This window comes from Treponema sp. TIM-1 (genome assembly GCF_046533115.1).
Classification (GTDB): Bacteria; Spirochaetota; Spirochaetia; order Treponematales; family Breznakiellaceae; genus JAIRMO01.
This window is the reverse complement of sequence record NZ_JAJQRC010000026.1, coordinates 17,940-38,767: the sequence shown is the minus strand read 5'-3', so window position 1 is coordinate 38,767 and position 20,828 is coordinate 17,940. Positions and strand designations below refer to the sequence as shown.

The 20,828-nt window shown below is 55.0% G+C and carries 18 protein-coding genes; 8 read left to right on the top strand and 10 right to left on the bottom strand.

The features are described from left to right. Window positions 1-147 precede the first annotated feature (147 nt). Together LQZ21_RS10260 and LQZ21_RS10255 are read right to left on the bottom strand one after the other, a co-directional pair. Window positions 148-1,800 carry an AMP-binding protein gene (locus LQZ21_RS10260; protein ID WP_411044241.1) on the bottom strand — a complete coding sequence of 551 codons (1,653 nt, stop codon included), beginning with the start codon at window positions 1,798-1,800 and terminating at the stop codon, window positions 148-150. A 9-nt stretch (window positions 1,801-1,809) separates the two neighbouring features. Continuing rightward, a complete protein-coding gene (locus LQZ21_RS10255) occupies window positions 1,810-2,406 on the bottom strand; it encodes a cupin domain-containing protein (protein ID WP_411044240.1) in 597 nt (198 codons plus the stop codon). A 129-nt stretch (window positions 2,407-2,535) separates the two neighbouring features. Here LQZ21_RS10255 and LQZ21_RS10250 point away from each other — a divergent pair, with 129 nt between their 5' ends. Both LQZ21_RS10250 and LQZ21_RS10245 read left to right on the top strand, forming a co-directional pair. After that, window positions 2,536-3,471: a GNAT family N-acetyltransferase gene (locus LQZ21_RS10250; RefSeq protein ID WP_411044239.1), complete on the top strand. Its 936-nt coding sequence runs from the start codon at window positions 2,536-2,538 to the stop codon at window positions 3,469-3,471. 115 nt (window positions 3,472-3,586) lie between these two features. Beyond that, window positions 3,587-4,225, top strand: a complete 639-nt coding sequence (locus LQZ21_RS10245; RefSeq protein WP_411044238.1) for a DbpA RNA binding domain-containing protein — start codon at window positions 3,587-3,589, stop codon at window positions 4,223-4,225. Here the strand turns inward: LQZ21_RS10245 and LQZ21_RS10240 are convergent. Continuing rightward, a complete protein-coding gene (locus LQZ21_RS10240) occupies window positions 4,157-5,323 on the bottom strand; it encodes a hypothetical protein (RefSeq protein WP_411044237.1) in 1,167 nt (388 codons plus the stop codon). The genes LQZ21_RS10245 and LQZ21_RS10240 overlap by 69 nt on opposite strands. Before the next feature lie 47 nt (window positions 5,324-5,370). On the opposite strand from LQZ21_RS10240, the gene LQZ21_RS10235 reads away from it, so the two are divergent. Then, window positions 5,371-6,048: an MBL fold metallo-hydrolase gene (locus LQZ21_RS10235; protein ID WP_411044236.1), complete on the top strand. Its 678-nt coding sequence runs from the start codon at window positions 5,371-5,373 to the stop codon at window positions 6,046-6,048. A 168-nt stretch (window positions 6,049-6,216) separates the two neighbouring features. On the opposite strand, the gene LQZ21_RS10230 is transcribed toward LQZ21_RS10235, so the two are convergent. From LQZ21_RS10230 to LQZ21_RS10215, 4 genes are read right to left on the bottom strand one after another with little or no spacing between them, the layout of a single operon-like run. After that, entirely contained in the window at window positions 6,217-7,314 is a 1,098-nt protein-coding gene (locus LQZ21_RS10230; RefSeq protein ID WP_411044235.1) for a C40 family peptidase, read from the bottom strand. Between the two features lie 46 nt (window positions 7,315-7,360). Further along, on the bottom strand, window positions 7,361-8,032 hold the full coding sequence (locus LQZ21_RS10225) for a TIGR03943 family putative permease subunit (RefSeq protein WP_411044234.1): 672 nt from the start codon (window positions 8,030-8,032) through the stop codon (window positions 7,361-7,363). Then, the gene (locus LQZ21_RS10220) at window positions 8,029-8,856 is read right to left on the bottom strand and encodes a metal ABC transporter permease (RefSeq protein ID WP_411044233.1); all 828 of its coding nucleotides are present in this window, start codon (window positions 8,854-8,856) and stop codon (window positions 8,029-8,031) included. The genes LQZ21_RS10225 and LQZ21_RS10220 overlap by 4 nt, the downstream gene beginning before the upstream one ends. Continuing rightward, window positions 8,853-9,563: a metal ABC transporter ATP-binding protein gene (locus LQZ21_RS10215; RefSeq protein ID WP_411044232.1), complete on the bottom strand. Its 711-nt coding sequence runs from the start codon at window positions 9,561-9,563 to the stop codon at window positions 8,853-8,855. Before LQZ21_RS10215 ends, LQZ21_RS10220 begins: the two co-directional genes overlap by 4 nt. 312 nt (window positions 9,564-9,875) lie before the next feature. Here LQZ21_RS10215 and LQZ21_RS10210 point away from each other — a divergent pair, with 312 nt between their 5' ends. The 4 genes from LQZ21_RS10210 (at window position 9,876) to LQZ21_RS10195 (ending at window position 12,806) form a co-directional block, all read left to right on the top strand. Next, the gene (locus tag LQZ21_RS10210; protein ID WP_411044231.1) at window positions 9,876-10,085 is read left to right on the top strand and encodes a FeoA family protein; all 210 of its coding nucleotides are present in this window, start codon (window positions 9,876-9,878) and stop codon (window positions 10,083-10,085) included. Between the two features lie 62 nt (window positions 10,086-10,147). After that, complete coding sequence (locus tag LQZ21_RS10205; RefSeq protein WP_411044230.1) at window positions 10,148-10,369, top strand: FeoA family protein; 222 nt, start codon at window positions 10,148-10,150, stop codon at window positions 10,367-10,369. An 8-nt stretch (window positions 10,370-10,377) separates the two neighbouring features. Next, entirely contained in the window at window positions 10,378-12,618 is a 2,241-nt protein-coding gene (gene feoB / locus LQZ21_RS10200; protein WP_411044229.1) for a ferrous iron transporter B, read from the top strand. 8 nt (window positions 12,619-12,626) lie between these two features. Beyond that, window positions 12,627-12,806 (top strand): FeoB-associated Cys-rich membrane protein, encoded by a 180-nt coding sequence (locus tag LQZ21_RS10195; RefSeq protein ID WP_411044228.1) that lies wholly within the window; start codon window positions 12,627-12,629, stop codon window positions 12,804-12,806. Window positions 12,807-12,823: 17 nt separating this feature from the next. Here the strand turns inward: LQZ21_RS10195 and LQZ21_RS10190 are convergent, their stop codons facing one another. Together LQZ21_RS10190 and LQZ21_RS10185 are read right to left on the bottom strand one after the other, a co-directional pair. After that, on the bottom strand, window positions 12,824-14,155 hold the full coding sequence (locus LQZ21_RS10190) for a GH1 family beta-glucosidase (protein WP_411044227.1): 1,332 nt from the start codon (window positions 14,153-14,155) through the stop codon (window positions 12,824-12,826). Window positions 14,156-14,205: 50 nt separating this feature from the next. Then, a complete protein-coding gene (locus LQZ21_RS10185) occupies window positions 14,206-14,829 on the bottom strand; it encodes a flagellar basal body-associated FliL family protein (protein WP_411044226.1) in 624 nt (207 codons plus the stop codon). Between the two features lie 240 nt (window positions 14,830-15,069). Between LQZ21_RS10185 and metH the strand changes: the two genes are divergently transcribed. Next, entirely contained in the window at window positions 15,070-18,765 is a 3,696-nt protein-coding gene (gene metH, locus LQZ21_RS10180; protein ID WP_411044225.1) for a methionine synthase, read from the top strand. A gap of 8 nt (window positions 18,766-18,773) precedes the next feature. On the opposite strand, the gene LQZ21_RS10175 is transcribed toward metH, so the two are convergent. After that, on the bottom strand, window positions 18,774-20,825 hold the full coding sequence (locus LQZ21_RS10175; protein ID WP_411044224.1) for a hypothetical protein: 2,052 nt from the start codon (window positions 20,823-20,825) through the stop codon (window positions 18,774-18,776). Window positions 20,826-20,828: the final 3 nt, after the last annotated feature.

Here is a 20,828-nt window from a genome sequence, read left to right as displayed (position 1 = left end):
GGCGTTTTCACCGATAGTTCTTTCCTGCTTTCCCCCGAACAAAGAAGAGAATTCAGGTATAAATTCCGGAATATCGAAGCAAAAGTTCGTGCTGTTCGTGTCGTTCGTGGTTAATCTTATTCTTCCTTATTCGCCTTCGTGGTCGATTCATAACAGGCCTCGCCCGCCTTCCTCCGCTTTTTTCACGCCAATTTCCCGGAGCAGATACTTTTGGATCTTGCCGCTGGCGGTGAGGGGAAAGGCGTCCACAAAAAAGACGTAGCGGGGAATTTTAAAGCGGCTGATCTTGCCCCGGCAATAGTCCCGCACATCCTCCTCGCTCAGCGCCACGCCTTCGTGAAGGATAATAAAGGCCCCCACTTCTTCGCCGTATTTTTTGCTGGCCACCCCTACCACCTGTACGTCCTTGATCCCCGGCATGGTGTAGAGGAAGTCCTCAATTTCTTTGGGGTAGACATTTTCGCCGCCCCGGATGATCATGTCCTTGATCCGGCCGGTAACCCGGAAGTTGCCGTCCCGGTCCCTGACCCCCAGGTCCCCGGAGTGGAGCCAGCCCTGCTCGTCGATGCACTTTCGGGTGGCCTCCTCCATCTTGTAGTAACCCTTCATCACGTTGTAGCCCCGGCAGCAAAACTCCCCGTGAACCCCCACGGGGCACTCCTCCCCGGTTTCCGGGTCCCGGATGGTCACCTCCACCCCCGGCAGGGCCCGGCCCACGGTTTCCACCTTTACCTCCAGGGTATCGTCGTAGCGGGTCTGGGTCATCACCGGGGAAGACTCGGTCAGGCCGTAACAGATGGTGACCTCGGTCATATACATCTGATCGATCACCTGTTTCATCGCCTCGATGGGGCAGGGGGAGCCCGCCATGATCCCGGTGCGGAGGCTGCGGAGGTCAAACATTTTGAACATGGGGTGGTGGAGTTCGGCGATAAACATGGTGGGCACCCCGTAGACCGCGGTACATTTGGCCTTTTGAATGGTCGCCAAAACCAAAAGCGGGTCGAACCACTCCAGCATGGCCGCGGTGGCCCCGTGGGTGATGATCGCCATTATCCCCAGGACCAGGCCGAAACAGTGGAACAGGGGCACCGGCAGGCATACGATGTCTTTTTCGGTAAAGCGCTGGTTCTCCCCGATGCCAAAGCCGTTGTTAAGAATATTCCGGTGGGTTAACATGACCCCCTTGGGAAAGCCCGTGGTCCCCGACGTGTATTGCATATTCACCACTTCGTTGGTTTCATTTTGGGCTTCAATGGCCCGGAGCAGGGTATCGTCACTGTGCTGTCCCAGGAGGAGGAGCTCCGAAAAATTATACATCCCCCGGTGTTTCTCCGGGCCGATGTAGACCAGGCTTTTTAAATAGGGGAATTTGGCGGATTGAAGCCGGCCCCGGGGGCTGGTTTTGAGTTCCGGAATAAGCTCGTTGACCATGGCCACATAGTCCGAATCCCGCCAGCCGTCAATGATACAGAGACATGCCAAATCCGACTGCTGAACCAGATACTCCAGCTCATGGGTTTTGTAGGAGGTATTCACCGTTACCAGGACCATCCCGGCCCGGGCCGCGGCAAAAAGGACGGTATTCCAGTCCGGAACATTGGTGGCCCAGATACCGACATGGTCGCCCTTTTTAAGACCGATGGCAAGAAAACCCTTGGCCAAATCATCCACCCGCCGGTCAAATTCGGCGTAGGTAAACCGGAGGTCCCGGTCCGCATACACGAGAAAATCATGATCCGGTTGGGTTTGGGCTTTTTCCCGCAGCAGCGCCCCTAAGGTTGTTTCAAAAAATTCCATACCCGCTTCCTATACCGGGGTATAAATAACCGCCAGAATCCGCACCGGTTGCTTATCCGCCGAAAGCAGGCGGTGGGGCACAATGGAATCGTAATAAACCGAATCCCCAGCCTCCAGGACACTGGAGGCCTTGCCGTATTCCAGGGAGAGTTTTCCCGAAAGCACGTGAATAAACTCCTCCCCCTCATGGGTCGATTTTTCCTGCACCGCTTCCGGCTCTATATCGACGATAAAGGGTTCCATGTGGCGGCCCCCCTTGTCAACAGCCAGGGCCTTAAAATTGAGCCCCTGATGGCCAAGCGCTTTGCCGCCGGAAGGTCCGGCTTCGGGGAGTCCCGTCACAAAACGGACGGTCTCCTCCGCCTCCCCCGCACGGGTGATGATCGGGCCCAGCTCTTGGTGATCATCCAACAGCGTACCCAGCCGGACTCCCAGGGCCCGGGCGATTTTTAACAGCGGCGCCAGATCCGGGATGTGCCCTTCCTCCTCAATGCGGCGGATAAGCTCAACGTCAAGACCGCTCCGTTCCGCCAGGACCTCCCTGCTGATTGAATAGGTTTTGCATAATTCGGCAATCCGTTCACCGGGGGTATGTTTGACAGCCATGGTATTATCTTAGTAATCTGTGGAGGAAAAGACAAGCCGCGACCGCTTGGGTATTCGATACGGGTAAACCCGCCCTAAAAACGTTCATTTCTCTTGACGATCTTCCCAAGCTATCTCTACAATTAAAATATGCAATTTGAACTAAGTAAAGCCCTGATCGATGATATTTTATTTTCTATGGAAGATCAAAATCAGGAATTTTTCGTGGATACCCAGGAAGGGACCCTCATTAATAGGGAAGATGTAGAAGGGGCTGCGGATCGGGAGAACCGGTATATTGCCCTGCCGGTCTGGGATTCCTCCGATGGCTACCGTTTAATGGAGCGTTTTGCCGCAGGTTTCAGAAATCCCCTAGTCCGGGAGCGTTTGACCGACGCCTTAAACCGGGGGAAAGGGGTATTCCGGGCATTTAAAAATGTCCTCAGCGCCTACCCCGAATCGGAACGCTTGTGGTTTACCTTTAAAGATCGGGAGATGAAAAAGGCTATCCTTAAATGGTATAATGCCCTCCGGGAAGAATGGGGGCTGGATCGTATTGGGATAGAACCTGAGGAAACCGATGACCTGATCCTGGAGGATTTCAAATTCCGCAAACCCGAATCAGAAGACATGATCCCGGCGACCGAATTGCACCGCCAATGTCTTGAGGATTACCGGGAATATGCGGAAAAAAACGGATTAGCCGGCAGCCTGGAAGCATCCTTTGACGATCCCCCCCCACAGATATTTCCCGGGGATTTAGCCCTGGTCGCCGAGACCGGTCACGGCGATTTTGCCGCCTATATTTCCGCCATCCGCCGGGGTTCGGCCCTCTACATCACCGCTCTGGAGGTAAATCCCGAATACCGCGGGCTTGGCCTGGGGGAATCCCTGCTTTCCCGCTTGGTGTCCATGATCGATCCTAAACACATATCCACCGTATTGGTGGACATCCCCTGTGATTCCGAAGGATTTTCCCGGGTATTATTGCGGGAAAACTTTAAGCCCTATGTTTACCGGTACAGTTTAAAACTATCCGGAAAGCCGGTCTTGAGTAAAGAAAAAATTTATGGCACTGTTAATTAAGATTGAGGCTTTCCTGAAACCAATTGGTTTTGGGGAAAGGCGCCCCTGTTTCAAAATAACAAGTTTTGAAGCGCCACCAGTGAAAATGGGAGATTCCCGGGAGTAGGAAAATTGAATGGCTTCTCAGATCGATGACGTAGCAATAAAAAAACATTTGGCTGAATTTCTTGACAAAATTCACACCGAGGCGGACCCGGAGCTTCTAAACGCCTATCGTTCCCTGATCAGGCGGGAGGTATCGTTGTTTAAACGATCCTACCTGAGCGCCTATCTTTTGATGTTATTTGAAGGGCAGCATACCCGAAAGCGGCCCGGTAAATCCGCAAAACCCCCGAGAGACCGGGGAGATCGGACAGACCGGACAGAGGTCACCCATTATCCCTTAGCGGAGGAAGAGTCGGCCCGGTTATTTATCGGCATAGGCAGGAACCGAAAGGTTTTCCCCCGGGAACTCCTGGGACTCATCAACGCCAAAACCGCGGTCCCCCGGGAGGATATCGGGGCTATCCGTATCCTGGATAACTATTCCTTCCTCCAGGTCCGTACCTCGTCGGCGGATAAAATTATTGAAGCCCTGAACGGCAGCTCCTTCCGGGGCAGAACCCTGGTGGTAAACTACGCCCGGAACCGGAAGGAAGAATCCGCGGAAGAGCATGAGCCGGATCTGCCCGGCGATCCCCTGGAATCAACGCAGGAAGAAGATAGCCATACCGACGAAAACTATCATTCCGATAAAGAATATATTGACAACTAACCCCACCAGGAGCATGAGCCAGGAGATTATCTCCAGAAGCCGGCCCCTGCTGGTATAACCCCGGGCCAGGGTCTCGGGTTCCCCCGGAATTGCCCCCCAGGGGGCGAAAAGGTCCCGGGGTTGGCCGGGAAAATTCACCGGTTCCGCAGGATCCCCGGCCGTTTCTGTCTGCGGCGGCCCTTCCCCGCTCATGGCGCCAAACACATACCAATTTTTCCGTTTACGAAGGAGCTCTTCGGGGATAAGCAGGGGAACCGCCTTTTCACCGGTGGGCAGGGTGGCACAGGATACATACCCGTAGGATTCACCGTCCGGGAGTTTGGTTATTTTTTCTCCGGGGAAAAAATAAGAAAGGGGAAGCCGGGCCAAATCACGGCAAAAGTGGTAGATTCCGGCCTGCCGCCTGAGCCTTCGGTACAACATGGTAAAGATCATCCCCGGGGGCAGGAAGGGATAGAAGGGGATAAACAGGGCAATAAAAGCGACAATCGAGGTTAAACGGAAGGCGGGTCTTGAAATGAAAGAAAAGGCCATGATGATTAGGGAAAAGGCCCCCAATATAATGCCATAGGGGGTAAGCCGGTTCCAATATTTGTTCTGATACTGTCCCACCCGGATGATCCCGTTAGTCAGGGAACGTTCGGGCCCATCATAAAATATGACCAGCAGAGGATTTTCTTTGGTGGAAACAAAGGTCATCCGGTTATCCAGGGGCCGCAGAAGCCCGCCGACAAATACCCGGGCGCCCTCGGTCAGGGTGGAAACCCGGTCCCACCGGATCCGTTCCGGCGCTTCCTCGTCGGGATAGAAGTCCTCCGGTGCGGTTTCACCCTTGGGCATGGGGAAAAGGTAGGTTTGGGCGCCGGCAATGGCCACGGGAACGGTGAGTTTTGTGCTCCGGATCCAGAGGGTCTGCCCATCGGTGGACTCAAAACCCCCGATAAACCGGAAAAGCCCCTCCTCAGTGGTTTGGTAAGCGGTATAATCCAGAAAAGGTTTCAGCCTGAGCTTGTTAAACCACTGCTGGAAATTCCGCCACGAGCGGTAGTTAAAAATGGCCCCCACCACCGGAACGAGAACGTACCAGAAAACCACCATCGCAATGATTACTAGTAAATGATATATCCTCAGGGTATAATTCCTCCATGATCAACCATATTCTGGTAGGAGCCATTGCAACCAACTGTTGGATCCTGCCGGCGTCCGCTTCAAACGGACCTGAGCCGGAGAAAACCGAACCCCAAGCGGGCATTGTTATCGATCCCGGAGCAGACGCCCCGGCAATCATTGCCCGGCTCCGGCGGCTTAACCTGTGGCCCCGGTATATTATACTAACCCACGGCCATTTTGACCATATCGCCGCCCTGCCGGATGTGATCAAGGCCTTTGAAGGAAGCGGTTCCCCAGAAATAGCGATTCACCGGGATGATGAAAATTACCTTGGTCCCGGCGCCTATGAGACCCACCACCGGAGTTTTGCCGCTGCAGGAGGCGCCGATTATGTGGATGAGTTCTGGCAGGATCAGCCTGCCCCCACCAGGCTGCTCGCCGACGGGGACACCATCGGCCCCTTCACGGTCCTCCACCTGCCCGGACATACCCCCGGATCAGCGGGATTTCTCCTGGAACGGGAAAAGATCCTCTTTAGCGGGGACACCCTGTTTAAGGCGGGAGTCGGCCGCACCGACCTTCCCGGCGGGGATTGGCAGGTCCTTCAAAAAAGCCTGGACCGGCTTTTGGCCCTGGACCGGGCAATTACCGTGTATCCCGGCCACGGTCCCCTTACCTCCATCGAAGAAGAGCAGGCCCGGGACTGGTTTTAACCAGTGGTGGAGCTTTTCCCGATTCCCTGCAAAATAAAAAAAGAGCCGCCGCCGAAAGGAGGAAAACGGCGGCGGCGAAAAAAGTAAATCATGGAGGAGGTCTTACATATAATATAACAAAATGCCTCCGGGGGGGTTACAGAAATTAAAAACTTGGCGCAAGAATCTTCACCAATTTAATAGATACTGCAATCCGGTAGAAACCCGCAGCGCCGTTCCTACATCCGCTTTCCAGTCGGCTTCCAAGGCAGGATCCTTAACATAGGACTGCCAGGCAATCTCCCCATAAACCGAAAGGGCCCCCCGGGGGAGTTTAAAGGAGAGGGGCGCCACCGCAATGCCTATTTCCCCCAGCCAACTGTTCCCGCCGGTATACGGGCGGTTTTCGTCACCGGTATTGAGTACCGGCGATCCGATGGCAAAGGCGGGGCCCGCAAAAATCCTGACAAGTTCCTTAAACCCCGCGGAAATCGCTATGGGCATCCGAAAAACATGCAGGGCCGTATCCCACTGGGGCCGGAGTTCCAGCCCGATCCTGATGGGTAAAAGCCGGAGGGGAAGATCATAAAAAAGGCCCGCCTGCATAACCGCCCCTCTAAAAGAAGGGTTGTTTTCCAAGAGACTGTTCCAGGAGGGGGCCAGCCCGAACCCCAAATGGAACGGGCCCGGCTCAACTTCGGCGGTTTGACCCCTCGCCGGCAGGGGCTCCGGTTTCGCTGCGGGATGGACCGGGTTCGCTGTGGGATGAACCCGGTTCACCGGGTCCCCGGAAGGCAGGATCCTCCCGGCCCCGGCAAAGGTATTTTTCCAGTACCGTGCGCTGAGTTCAGAATAGATCACCCCGGTTTGTTGCCCCGAAGAAGCGGCGTGGATGAATTTGCCCTTGCCGGCGTAGAGGCCCACATGGGACAGGGGGCCGGTGGTGTTAAAAAACACCAGATCCCCGGGCATAAGGTTGGCCTCCTGGATGGGCTCCGCCCAGGCGTGCAACTCGGCGGTCGTCCGGGGAACGTCTATTCCCAGGGCGTCCCGGAAGCTGCGGTAGACCAGGCCGGAACAGTCCAGACCCTGCCGGTCCGTGCCCCCGTAACGATAGGGGGTCCCCTGGTATTGCTCCGCCGCGGCGATAACCTGGGAACGGACTTCCTGGGGAGAGGCGGATCCGGTGGTAATGGGTATCGCGGCAAAAAGACCCCTTCCCGAAAATATCATCACGAGGAAGAAAAAGACTATGCCGCTACCCAAAAATTTGAATCCCATCTTCATACTTATCGGCAAAAAAGAGGTTTTTTTATAATATAATACAAAAAACCTACTGGCTTACAAATTCCGCTCCGCGGTTTTTCTTAAGCGCCAGGGAGTTGAGGGACAAATACAGGTAGGGATATCCGTCTTCCTCGTAGTATTGCAGCTTTCCCACCGCTTCTACCCAGGCGTCTTCTTCGGGGTACTTTTCCTGACCAGGGCCGGGATGGTCCCAGAGCACCTCGAACCCCGCGTTTCCGTCGTATCCGCAGCAACCCGGTCCGTAACGGATGACAAAAAAATAGGTGTTTTCATAGCCGATTTCGGTTTTAAAAAGCCCCTCCAACTTGATGGTTTTCCCCAAATAATCTTCCGGGTTAAGGTACACATCGTTGGTTTGGGCGATAAACATCTTTTCCTTTATTTCGATTACACCCGTCGAATCCTGGACAAGGGCGCCCCTTTCCAGGACCTCGTGGGTTTTTACCGGCTCCGTTACCGGCAATTCCCCGGTGTCAAAACCTCCCGGGCTGTTCTCTATGGGGGCGGATACGGAGGAATAGCCGGGGATGATCACCGATTGGGTACCGGCCTGGTTTTTCGGGACCGGGCCGATCCGGTTGCCGCATCCGCCCAGAGCCAACAAAAGCAACAGTATCCCCAGCGCTTTACCGCCCTGAAGGACCGATAAAAACCCGCCGGTAGTACCGGCGGCCGGGGCCGGGCCGATTTTTTTCATCGTTGAACGCTCCCTTTAAAAGATTTGATTCCCCAAAACAAGAGAAAAGCCAGGATATTGATGATCACCACACTGGCGCCGGTGGGGGTGGCGTAGACATAGGAGATCACCACCCCGATGAAAAAACAGATCACCGAAACCAAAGCGGAACAGATGGTTACGGTTTTAAATTGCTTGCAGAGCCGCATGGCGGTAAGGGCAGGGAAAATAATCAAGCTGGAAATAAGCAAGGCCCCCATCATCCGCATCCCCAGCACAATAGTGATGGCGGTGAGGAAGGCGATCAGCATGTTGTATATCCCGGTTTTGGTACCCGTGGCTTTGGCGAAGGTTTCGTCAAAGGTAACCGCGAAGATTTTATGGTAAAAAGCAACAAAAAGGAACAGGACCATTACGGACAGAATAATGCTGAGGGTAACGTCGTTTTTATTCATCGCCAGGATACTGCCGAAAAGGTAGTTACAAACATCGGTGTTCATCCCGGTGGTGACGGAGATCACCATCACCCCCAGGGCCAGGGCCCCGGTGGACACGATGGCGATGGCGGCATCCCCCTTGATGACGTGTTTCTCACTGAGCCGGAGCAGGAGAAAGGCCGCGGCTCCCACAATGGGAATGGAAACCGCCAGGGGGGCGGCGTTCATCGCCGTGGCCAGGGCCAGGGCCCCAAACCCCACATGGGATAAGCCGTCGCCGATCATGGAGTACCGTTTCAGGACCAGGCTTACCCCCAAAAGGGAGGCGCAGAGGGATACCAGAAATCCCACGATAACCGCCCGGACCAGAAAGGTATACGAAAACATTTCCATTAAAATATCGATCATACTGCCTCCGGGGGGGCGCCCAAGAAACGCTTCCCCATGGGGGAAGCCGCGTATTCGGCGCTGGTCCCAAAAAAAAGCTGATCCGTTTTCAGGTGGAGGATATGGCTGGCGTAATTCACCGCCCCGGGGATATCATGGGAAACCATGATAATGGTGATCCCCGCCTCCCGGTTGAGCCGCTGCAAAGTCCGGTAAAGCTCCACGGTGACCACCGGGTCGAGCCCCGCGGCGGGCTCATCCAGGATCAGGAGCTTTTTGCCCGCGCAAAGCGCCCGGGCGATGAGGACCCGTTGCTGCTGTCCCCCGGAAAGCTCCCGGTAACACTGGTTCCGCAGGTCCCCAATCCCCAGGGACTTTAAATTTTCATCCGCCGCCCGTTTATCCTCCCGGGAATAAAAGGGCCGGATCCCCCGGCTGCTGAGCCGCCCGGAAAGGACCACCTCGAAAACCCCCGCGGGAAAATCCATCTGCGCAGCCCGGTATTGGGGGAGGTAACCGATTTCGTATGGTTTAAGTCCCTCCATCACCAAATCCCCTTCCTGGGGCGATTTAAGTCCCAGAAGCCCCTTGATCAGGGTGCTTTTGCCGGACCCATTTTCCCCGACAATCCCCAGATAATCCCGCTCTTTTATGGTAAAGTTAATCCCCCGTACCGCGGGGGTTCCCTCATAGGCAAAGGACAGGTCCCGGCATTGGATAAGGATCATGACGTAAAATCAGGGGCATATACTTTTGCCCATTTAAAGTGAAATTGAAGCGTTTTTTTACCGATAAAGATTCGTTCCATATATAAAATATAACGCTGCCTTCAGCATCCGCTGAAAAACCGAAAACCCTCAAACCGATTCCCAACCCAAACGATTTTGGAAACTACTTTATTTTATCACAATGATAAAAAAAAACAAGTACGGTAATCCCAAAACCCAGGGATTCCAAAAATTCCCTCTTGACTTTTTAGTTAGTTTTTACTAACCTATAGTTAAAAGAAACTAACAGAAATCCCGAAGGAGATGGGGCCGATGCCTTTAGTTCTGGTTAAACCGGGTGAAAAAAATTCAATAAAACGGATTGGCGGTCGGGACGACACCAAAAAACGGCTGGAAACGCTTGGTTTTGTGGTGGGCAGTCCCGTTACGGTGGTATCCGAGATAAACGGGAACCTGATTGTCAATGTAAAGGATTCCCGGATTGCCATAAGCCGGGAGATGGCGAATAAAATAATGGTATAGTCTGTTTCTAAGGTTGAAATTCTGGGAAAGAGCCTATGGCTGCATAAAGAAAGGGGAAAAATATGCGGACCTTAAAGGATGTCAAGCCCGGAGAGACCGTCAGTGTGGTCAAACTCCACGGGCAGGGACCGGTAAAACGCCGGATCATGGATATGGGGATAACCAGGGACGCGGAAATCCTGGTACGGAAGGTAGCCCCCCTGGGAGATCCGGTGGAGGTGAATGTTCGGGGTTATGAACTCAGCCTCCGTAAAGCGGATATTGATATCATAGAGATCCGGTAAAGAAATTCATGGCGATAAAAATTGCCTTAGCGGGTAATCCGAATAGCGGCAAAACGACCCTCTTTAACGCCCTTACCGGGGCAAATCAATTTGTAGGAAACTGGCCGGGGGTTACGGTAGAAAAAAAAGAAGGCCGCCTCAAGGGCTATAAGGATATAAGCGTTATCGATCTTCCGGGGATCTATTCCCTGTCCCCCTATTCCCTGGAGGAGGTCATTGCCCGGAACTACCTGTTGGAGGAAAAACCCGAGGTAATCCTCAATATCATCGACGGGACCAACCTGGAGCGGAACCTTTTTTTGACCACCCAGCTTTTAGACATGGGGATCCCCGTGGTGGCGGCGGTGAATATGATAGACGTGGTGGAAAAGGCCGGGGATGTCATAAACCTGGGGGAGCTGGGGAGGATCCTGGGTTGTGAAACCCTGGCAGTATCCGCCCTCAAGGGCACAGGGGTGCGGGAGGCGGCGGAAGCCGCAATCCGGGCCGCCGCCAAGGCCCCGGGAAAGGTCCCCTGTCGTTTTTCAGCGCCCGTGGAAGAGGCCCTGGATAAAATCACGGCCCTGTTGGGGGATACGGTCCCGCAGGTTCAGCGGCGTTTTTTCAGCCTTAAAGTTTTTGAACGGGACGCCAAATTTGCGGAAAGCCTACGCCTTCCCGGGGCGGAGGCCCTGATCCAGGCCGTGGAAACAGAGCGGGAGGATGATGCGGAAACGATCATCACCGAGGAACGATACCACTATATCACCGGCATACTCCCCCGGCTGCTTAAAAAGAAGTCCCGGGAAAAACTCAGCCCCTCCGATAAGATCGACCGGGTGGTAACCAACCGTTTTGCCGCCCTGCCCATCTTTGGGGCGGTGATCTTCCTGGTCTATTTTATCTCGGTGACCACTGTGGGAACCTGGGTAACGGACTGGACCAACGACAGCCTTTTCGGCGAAGGCTGGCATCTCAGCGGAGGCGGCGCCTTTGCAAAGGCGGTAGCAGCCTTTGATGCGGGAGCATTGGCCGAAGCGCCCGTTCCGGAGGACTTCGGCCTTTGGGTGCCGGGGATCCCCGTGATGGTGCGGGGCTGGCTGGAAGCCGCCGGGACCGCGGACTGGCTCAACGGCCTCATCCTGGACGGGATCATCGCCGGGGTGGGGGCGGTGCTGGGCTTTGTCCCCCAGATGCTGGTCCTCTTTATCTTCCTGGCCTTCCTGGAAGCCTGTGGGTACATGGCCCGGATCGCCTTTATCCTGGACCGGATCTTCCGGCGTTTCGGCTTTTCGGGACGGAGCTTCATCCCCATGCTGATCAGTACCGGCTGCGGAATCCCCGGGGTGATGGCCTCCCGGACCATCGAAAACGAGTATGACCGGCGGATGACGGTGATGACCACCACCTTTATGCCCTGCGGGGCAAAGCTGCCCATCATCGCCCTCATCTCCGGGGCGGTCCTGGGAGGCGCCTGGTGGGTCGCCCCCAGCGCCTATTTCCTGGGGATCTTTTCGGTAATCGTCTCGGGGATCATCCTTAAAAAGACCAGGATTTTCGCCGGAGATCCTTCACCCTTTGTGATGGAGCTTCCCGCCTACCACCTCCCCACAATCACCAACATCCTGCGGAGCATGTGGGAGCGGGCCTGGTCCTTTATGAGAAAAGCCGGCACCGTGATCCTCGTCTCCGCGGTGCTTATCTGGTTCCTTTCGAGCTTTGGTTTTACCGCCGAAGGCTTCCGCATGGTGGAGAACCTTAACGACGGGCTCCTCGCGGCCCTGGGCGGGGCCATTGCCTGGATCTTCGCCCCCCTGGGTTTCGGCACCTGGGACGCCGCCGTAGCGACCCTTACGGGCCTGGTGGCCAAGGAAAACGTGGTGGGCACCATGGGGGTACTCTACGGCTATGCGGAAACGGCTGAGGACGGCCTTGAGTTCTGGGATACCTTTGCCGCCAATTTTACGGTGATCTCCGCCTATGCCTTCCTGGCCTTCAACCTCCTCTGCGCCCCCTGTTTCGCCGCCATCGGAGCCATCAAGCGGGAGATGAACAACGCCAAATGGACCTGGTTCGCCCTGGGTTATCAGACCGCCTACGCCTATGTTATCGCCCTCATAATATATCAGTTGGGAGCCTTCTTTTCCGGGGGCGGTTTTGGGGTGGGAACGGTCTTTGGCTTCGCCGCCCTGGCGCTGGCTGTCTGCCTCCTGGTACGGAAGCCGGCAAAAAAAGCTAAACCCCGGGAGGGTCACCGGGCCGCGGCATAGGAGATTTTATGGGTGTTTTTATTTCGGAAAACCTTTCCACCATTATCGTGGGCGCAATAGTCCTGGGGATCATTGCCTTTGCCCTGGTCAGGACCATCCTAAACCTCCGCAAAGGCAGGTTCCCCTGCGGCTGTGGCTGCGAAAAATGCGGGGCGTCACGCAAGAAGAACCTCAGGGCGCACGCCTGAGGTTCCTTTGCTTTCTATCATCCCTCGCCGTAACCGGCGATAAGATCCCGGAAAAAATAGGCGCTGTCCTTGGGGGTACGTTTTTGGGTGATATAATCCACATGGACAATGCCGAACCGTTTACTATATCCCCAGGCCCATTCAAAATTATCCATAAAAGACCAGGCAAAATACCCCTGCAGCTTGACCCCCTCTTTGATCAGATCCGAACAGACCTTCAGGTGCTGTTTTAGGTATTTGATCCGCTCCCGGTCATGGACCCGGCCGTCTTTTTCCACATAATCCTGCCGGGCATATCCGTTTTCGGTAATGTACAAGGGGAGCCCGCCGGAAACCGCCCCTATCCATCGGAGCTGCCGGGCAAGCCCTTCGGGAACCAGGGGCCAGCCCATATCACTGGTATCCTGCCAGGAGGGTTTGGCGCCGTATTTAAAGGGCTCCTTTTTATCAAAGGCCACCGGATATTCAGCATAATAATTAATCCCGATAAAGTCTATCTTCTGGGCGATGGTTTCCAGATCCCCATCCTTGACGGGGATAACCAAACCCAGTTTTTTGGTAACCAGTTCCGGGTAGCCCTTACCTAAAATCGGATAGATGAATACTTCGGTTTCCACCGCCCGGGCGGTCTCCGCGGCCTTTTTGTCTTCCCGGCGGGCCGTGGCCGGACGGGGGGTGCTGGGGTTCAAGGTGATGCCGATGGGGGCCTTGAGCCCGGTTTTCCGGTAGGCTTTGACCGCGAGGCCATGGGCAAGGTTGACATGATGTACCGCCTTGATCGCCGCCTGGATATCCTGAATCCCCGGGGCGTGGACCCCAAGGTGATACCCCAAATAGGCTATGCAGTAGGGCTCGTTGATGGTGATCCACTGATCTACCAGGTCCCCCAGCTCGGCAAAACAGACCTTGGCGTATTCGACAAAGGCTTCGGTGATAAACCGTTCGGTCCATCCCCCCTTATCCTGAAGGCTTTGGGGTAAATCCCAATGATAAATGGTGGCGCAGGCCTTGATACCATATTTATGCAGTTCCTCGCAGATAGCCCGGTAATAGGCGATCCCCTGGGGATTGACCTTGCCGGTCCCCTCGGGGATTATCCGGGGCCAGGCCAGGGAAAAGCGGTAGGACTTAAAGCCCAGTTCCGCCATGAGGGCGATATCTTCTTTATACCGGTGGTACTGATCGCAGGCAATCTCCCCGCTCTCGCCGCCGTAAACCGCTCCGGGCTTCCGGGCAAAGGTATCCCATATCGACTCGCTCCGCCCCCCTTCGTGTCCCGCCCCTTCAACCTGATAACTGGCGGTGGCGGTTCCCCAGAGAAAATCCGCAGGAAAATCCAATTTTTGCATACTACATCCTTATCTGAACCGGTTTCAAAACCGGTGCTTATTCCTTGGTTTTAGGGATTACGGCCGGTAACGGTTCTGGTGTTCATACGGTCATCTTTTTGCTGCTCGTTAATGACCAATAAATAGGGTATTTCACGAAGATAGGATATCTCGTAATCCAGGTCCCCGTATTTTAGCAGCTTGGTACCATCCCGGGAAAAATACATCAACTCATACCTATCCCTATCCGGATTTGGTTGAAAATAAACGACATTATTGTTTATGTTCATATCTTCAAAACAAACCGCCAGGATGCCATACTCCGTATTATACTCGCTGTTCACCCCAAGCCGCCCGGGAGTTTCCGCGGGTATGCGTATCTGGTTATAATCCAATCCATCGGTGGTGACTATTTTACCCGTCACATCAACTTTGATGTTCATTCTCGTTTCCTCTTGGGTGAGGGTAATGCCATTAGACAGAAAAAACTGTATCCGGTTGAGTTGATCATCCGGAAGGGCCCGGCGCATCGCAATGGTAAACGGTGTTTTAGGCAGCGGCAAGGCAATCTCAGGTTCAGGCGCAAGAACCACAGAAGGCGCCGGATCAGGCTGCTTTTTTCCACCGGCGGCGGCATTGATTCCCGCAACGAATAAAAAGGCCGTTATTATCAAAATAATATTTGTCTTTTTCATGATTTTCCTCATAACTGAGGCTGTTTCAAATTTGAAACAGCAACCTTGGATTTAAGCAAAAGCGAACCTTTAGGCCGCTTTTGCAGAGCCAGTTCCAAAACCAACTGAATTTTGAAATTGGCACTGCTATTATTCCTTTATATATTCGGCCATGTTACGGCTAATCTAAATATTTTTTTATGTGAAGTGGCGGTCCTGGCGATCTTCTCCCTTTTCCTCCAAGTATGGTACAGTTTCCCTATGACTATTCGGGAACGGCTCAATAAAATTGCCCGGGAACGGATCCTTATCCTCGACGGCGCCATGGGGTCCATGATCCAGGGTTTCCATCTCGCCGAAGCTGATTTCCGGGGCAGCCGGTTCGCCTCCCACGGGAGGGAACTAGCAGGGTGTAACGACCTTCTCTGTCTTACCAAACCGGAACTTATCACCGGGATCCACGAAGCCTATTTGCAGGCCGGGGCGGACATCATTGAAACCTGCAGCTTCAATTCCACGCCGGTGTCCCTGGCCGATTACGGTATCGGGGAGCTGGCCTACGAGATCAGCGCCGCGGCAGCGGGGATTGCCCGGAAAGCGGCGGACAAGTATGCCACCCCGGAAAAGCCCCGGTTCGTGGCGGGGAGTATCGGACCTACCGCCAAAAGCACCAGTATGTCCCCGGATATAGCGGATCCCGGCAAACGGAACGTCACCTGGGATGAGCTGGAAGGGGCCTATTATGAAAACGCCCGGGGCCTGCTGGACGGCGGCGCGGATATACTCCTCATCGAAACCGTCTTCGATACCCTCAATGCCAAGGCGGCCATAGCCGCCATCAGCCGCCTCCTGGGGGAACGGGGCAGCTCCCTCCCGGCCTTCCCCCTGATGATCTCCGCCACCGTCTCCGATGCCGCGGGCCGGCTGCTTACGGGGCAGACCGTGGAGGCCTTTTTGGTTTCGGTATCCCACGCCGACCCCTGGTCAATCGGCCTCAACTGTTCCTTTGGGGCGGAGCAGCTCAAAAAGCCCCTGGCCCGCCTGGCCCGCCTGGCTCCCTATCTGGTCAGCGCCCACCCCAACGCGGGGCTCCCCAACCAGTTGGGGGCCTACGACGAGACCCCCGAATCCATGGCCGCCCAGGCAGCAGCCTATCTGCAGGAAGGGCTGGTGAATATCCTGGGGGGGTGCTGTGGTTCTACCCCCGCCCATATCGCCGCCATTGCCACCAAAACCCGGAACCAGGCGCCCCGGATCCCTCCCAAGCCGAGGCCGGGAACCTGGCTTGCGGGACTGGAAAGCTTCCCGGTGGACCGGGAACAGGGGCTCACCATTATCGGTGAACGGGCCCATGCCCCGGGGAGCCGAAAATTCCTGGGGCTTATCCGGGAGGACAAATACGATGAAACCCTGGGCATGGTTCACGAAATGATAGCTAAGGGGGCCGCGGTGATCAACGTCTGCATGGACGATCCCTTTCTGGATGCCCGGGCCGCCATGATCCGTTTCCTGAACCTGGCCCTGTCGGACCCGGACATAGCCCGTCTTCCCTTTATGATCGATAGTTCCCGCTGGGAAGTGCTGGAGGCCGGCTTGAAGTGCCTCCCGGGCAAGGGCATTGTCAATTCCATAAGCCTTAAGGAAGGGGAGGAGGAATTCCTCAAAAAAGCCTTCCTTGCCCGGACCTATGGCGCGGCTATCGTGGTGATGCTCTTTGACGAGCAGGGCCAGGCCGGATCCTATGAACGGAAAATCGAAATCGCCGCCCGGGTCTATGCCCTGCTTATTGGCCGGGGATTTCCCCCGGAGGATATAATCTTTGATCCCAACGTGTTTGCCCTGGCCACGGGGATCCCCGAACATGACCGTTATGCCCTGGATTTTATCCGTGCCTGCGAATGGATCAAGACCCACTGTCCCGGCGCTCAAATTTCCGCGGGGGTTTCCAACCTCTCCTTTAGCTTCCGGGGCAACGAAACAATCCGGGAAGCCATGCACGCGGTTTTTCTTAAATATGCCGGGGAGGCGGGCCTTTCCATGGCCATTGTAAAGGCCGGCTTGATCCCCTATGACCAGCTGGATCCCCCCCTGCGGCAGACCGTGGAGGATGTAATTTTATGCCGGGGACCGGCGGCCGCGGAACGGCTCCTGGTCCTGGCGATGGAACTAATGGAAAAATCCAAAGGAACGGCCGTAAAAAAGGGGGATCAAACGGCCAAACCCCGGTCTTCCCTTCCCCCGGAAGACCGGATCCTCCATGCCATGCTCACGGGCCAGGACGACGCTATTGAGGAGGATCTCCGGGCCCTGCGATCCGAATGCGCCCGTTCCCTGGATATAGTTGAGGGGCCCCTGATGCGGGCCATGGGGGAAATCGGAAACCGCTTTGGGGAAGGGCGGCTTTTCCTTCCCCAGGTGATCCGAAGCGCCCGGGTAATGAAAAAGGCGGTGTCCATCCTGGAACCCTTTATTGAAGCGGAAAAAACCGCCGCCGCCGGAAGGGATAAGGGCAGGATTCTTCTCGCCACGGTGAAGGGGGATGTCCACGATATCGGGAAAAACATTGTGGGAGTGGTGTTGGGCTGTAACGGTTATGATATCCTGGATCTGGGAGTTATGGTACCCCGGGAACAGATCATAACAATCGCGCAACAGGAGCGGGTCGATCTTATCGGCCTCTCCGGGCTTATCACCCCCTCGCTGGATGAAATGGTCAACGTTGCCCAAGAAATGGAAAAAAACAAACTCACCATACCCCTCCTCATCGGCGGGGCCGCCACCAGTCTTGCCCACACGGGTTTGCGGATCGTTCCGGAATACTCCGGTCCCGTGGTGTATATTCCCGACGCAAGCCGTTCCGCCGGGGCGGTCCGCGCCCTTCTTTCCGACACCTACCGGCCCCGTTTTTTGGAAGAATTGGAACTCAAGTACCAGGAAGCGGTAAAACACCACCAATCCATCCAAACCCGAATTGAACTGCTGCCCCTGGAAACGGCCCGGCAAAATAAAATCCCCCCGGATACGGATACCCCGGAACCGCGGCTCCGGGGAATTCAAACCTTTAATGATTACCCCTTGGACCGGATAATCCCCTATATCAACTGGAAAGATTTCCTCCACGCCTGGGATATGTCCCCGGCATCCCGGGAAAAAACCCGGCCCGAGGCTGCCCCGGAACGGGAAAAGGCGGAAACCCAGCTGCTGGAGGATGCAAAAAGCCTTTTGGACCGGATAGTTTCCCAAAAAATACTAAACCTTCGGGGGGTTCTGGGTTTTTTCCCGGCCTTTTCCCAGGGGGAGGACCTATTCCTCTACGATCCCGGCGGTCCGACCCGGGATCTTGCACCGGAAGCGGCCATTGCCCGGTTTTCCTTTCTGCGGAACCAGGGGAAAAAACGGGCCGGTTTGCCCAACCCGTGCCTGGCCGACTTTATCCCCGAAAAAGCTCCCGGGGGGACGGCCGGCTGGATCGGCCTTTTTGCCCTGAGCGCGGGTTTTGGCTTGCCGGAAGCGGAGGCCGCCTATAAAGCCGATGACTACGGGAGGCTCCTCCTTTCCAGCCTGGCAAACACCCTGGCCGAGGCCTTTATCGAGGAGCTGCACCTCCGGGTACGGCGGGAACTATGGGCTTACGCCCCGGAGGAGAACCTCTCCCCGGAGGAGATTTTACGGGGGGCCTACCGGGGGATACGTCCCGCCTTTGGCTACCCCGCCTGTCCCGATCACTACGATAAGCAAATATGTTTTGATGTATTGGGGGCCCGGGAAAAATGCGGGCTGGAATTAACCGATACCGCCATGATCGTCCCCGCCGCTTCGGTATGCGGTATGTTTTTTTCCAGCCCCCGGGCCTATTATTTCGGCCTGGGAACCATCGGGGAGGATCAGCTGGCGGATTGGGCCGGCCGAAAGGGAATCACGGTCCAGGAAGCCCGCCGCCGTATCGGCAAACTATAGGAACGCCCCTACTTATCGGCGTCTTTTGCCTGTTCCCGTTCTTTCAGGGACGCCTTAAAAAGGGCGTTAGTATCCACCTTATTCTCCACCCCGTAAAGGGGGCTGGTCCCTTCTCCGCCGAGACTGCGGAACAAGGGTCCCGGTTTGTTTTCATACGCCCAACTGCTTTCGTTGTTGATGATATAATCCAACACCGTCGTAACCGCCAGGGTAAAAAAGACGAGGGCCGCATTATTTCGCTGTTTGGGGTTCTTTAAAAGCGCGTCAAGCCTGGTAGAAACGGGATTGGCGACCTGGAAAACATAGGGCTCCCAGGGATTATCAATGCCGTCACAGGCCACCATTTTTTCCGCCCCCCCCTGTTTGTTTCCCTGTTCTATCCCTGCCGCTACGGCGGTAAGATATTTACGCAGCCGTCTGATTTCGGGATAAAGGGCGCCGATATCACCTTTTTTAAAGGGAGGCGCGTAAAAGGACTCAAATTTATAATACGGTAAAAAATAAAGCCGCTTTATCCAATGGAGTTCATTGAGCAGCCGTTTGGTGTAATTGGAATTCCTGGATTCAACGGCGCTGTCCAAAACATGGCAATATTCCACCAGCCGGGGAAGATATTCCTTATCAAAACTTAACTCCGCATAGATGTTCCAGTTGTTAAGGGTATTTCCCAAGGCTTCGTCGATCCGTTCGGTAATACCCTCGGATCCAAGTACCACCCCAAATTTTACCGAACGAAGTCCAAAAAACAACTCCGACAGGATCCGCGTCAGGATCGCCACCTGCTGAAGGGGATCCGTGGGGGCGATAAGATCATAATTTCGCTTTAAATTAAAGATATCGGAAAAATAAGGATAAAAATCAGGAAACGAAGCGATCCGTTCCCACCCCGCCTTGGGAAAAAGCATTTCCAGGGTATGAAGTCCCCGTTCCACCGCCTTATGCTCAGACTCCGCGGCCGCTTGTTTCTCCTTTTTTTCTTCGCTTTCGGGCTCTTCACTTTCCGGGGCTTCCCCTTCCTCCTCTTTCGGGGCGATCTCGGGATGCAGATCCCGTTCCGCCAGGGCAGGAGAAATAGTCTCCTCTTCCCGGGCATCTATAAACGCCATAAACCGGTTTTTCCGTTCAATAAAAAACTGTTCATAGGGCAAAAACCGGTCCGAGAGGAGTTTAAGCAAAAGCGGATACAGAAGAAACCGGATCTCCCGGCGGACCATCAACAGGGTGTTGAGGGAAATCCGGATAAGTTCCTGATATTTTTCCTTTGCCTCCACCGGATCTTCCAGGTACAGTATCTTGTACAGAAGTTTATAGGCTTCCTTGATATGGCGTTCCATGTCCAGCTGCTCAAGGACAAAAAGCGGTTTATATATTGCCCGGAGTATATCGATAAATTCAGCGGCCACCGCCTTTCGGGGATGGGCCTGAATTTTAGCCAAGTCCGAAGCGATCCGTTCAATATTCCAGTACCGGATGGTATTCAATACGGTAAACGCAAAAAAAGAGGTTTTTTTAAGCTGTTCGCTGCGTTTTTTATCATTCCGTGGAATCAGGGTGCGGGTCGCGGTTACCAGGGTTTCAATTCGTTTGTAATAATCGTTCATCTTCCGGTTAACAAATGAGGGGCTTACCCGGTCGGGAATGCTGCCAAAAATCGACATCACCGAGTGTACCACCTGAAAGAAACTCTTTATGCCGAATTCCGGATTACCGGCATACCGGTCCATTTTAACCCGTTCCCAGTAGGACAACCTTATCGGTACCGAGGGATCATCCGCACCGGTTTTGGCTTTCTTCCGGGGGGAAGGCGGGGATACCGGCGGCGCCGTTACCCGCTCCAGCCGCGGCTGGACCTCATAACTCCGGCGGCCCGGCTCAACTACTTGACGCCGTACCGGGGGGGGATTTCGTTTAATCGGCTTTGGCGTTTCGGATCGCTCTACGCCGACCTCGCCGCCCAGAAGCTGGGCGAGCCGTTTAGCCTCCTGGGCATCCACATCCCCTAGTTTTTCCCGTACCCGGTCCAATTCCCCGGGCGCATAAATTGCATTTTTTTTGGCCATTAT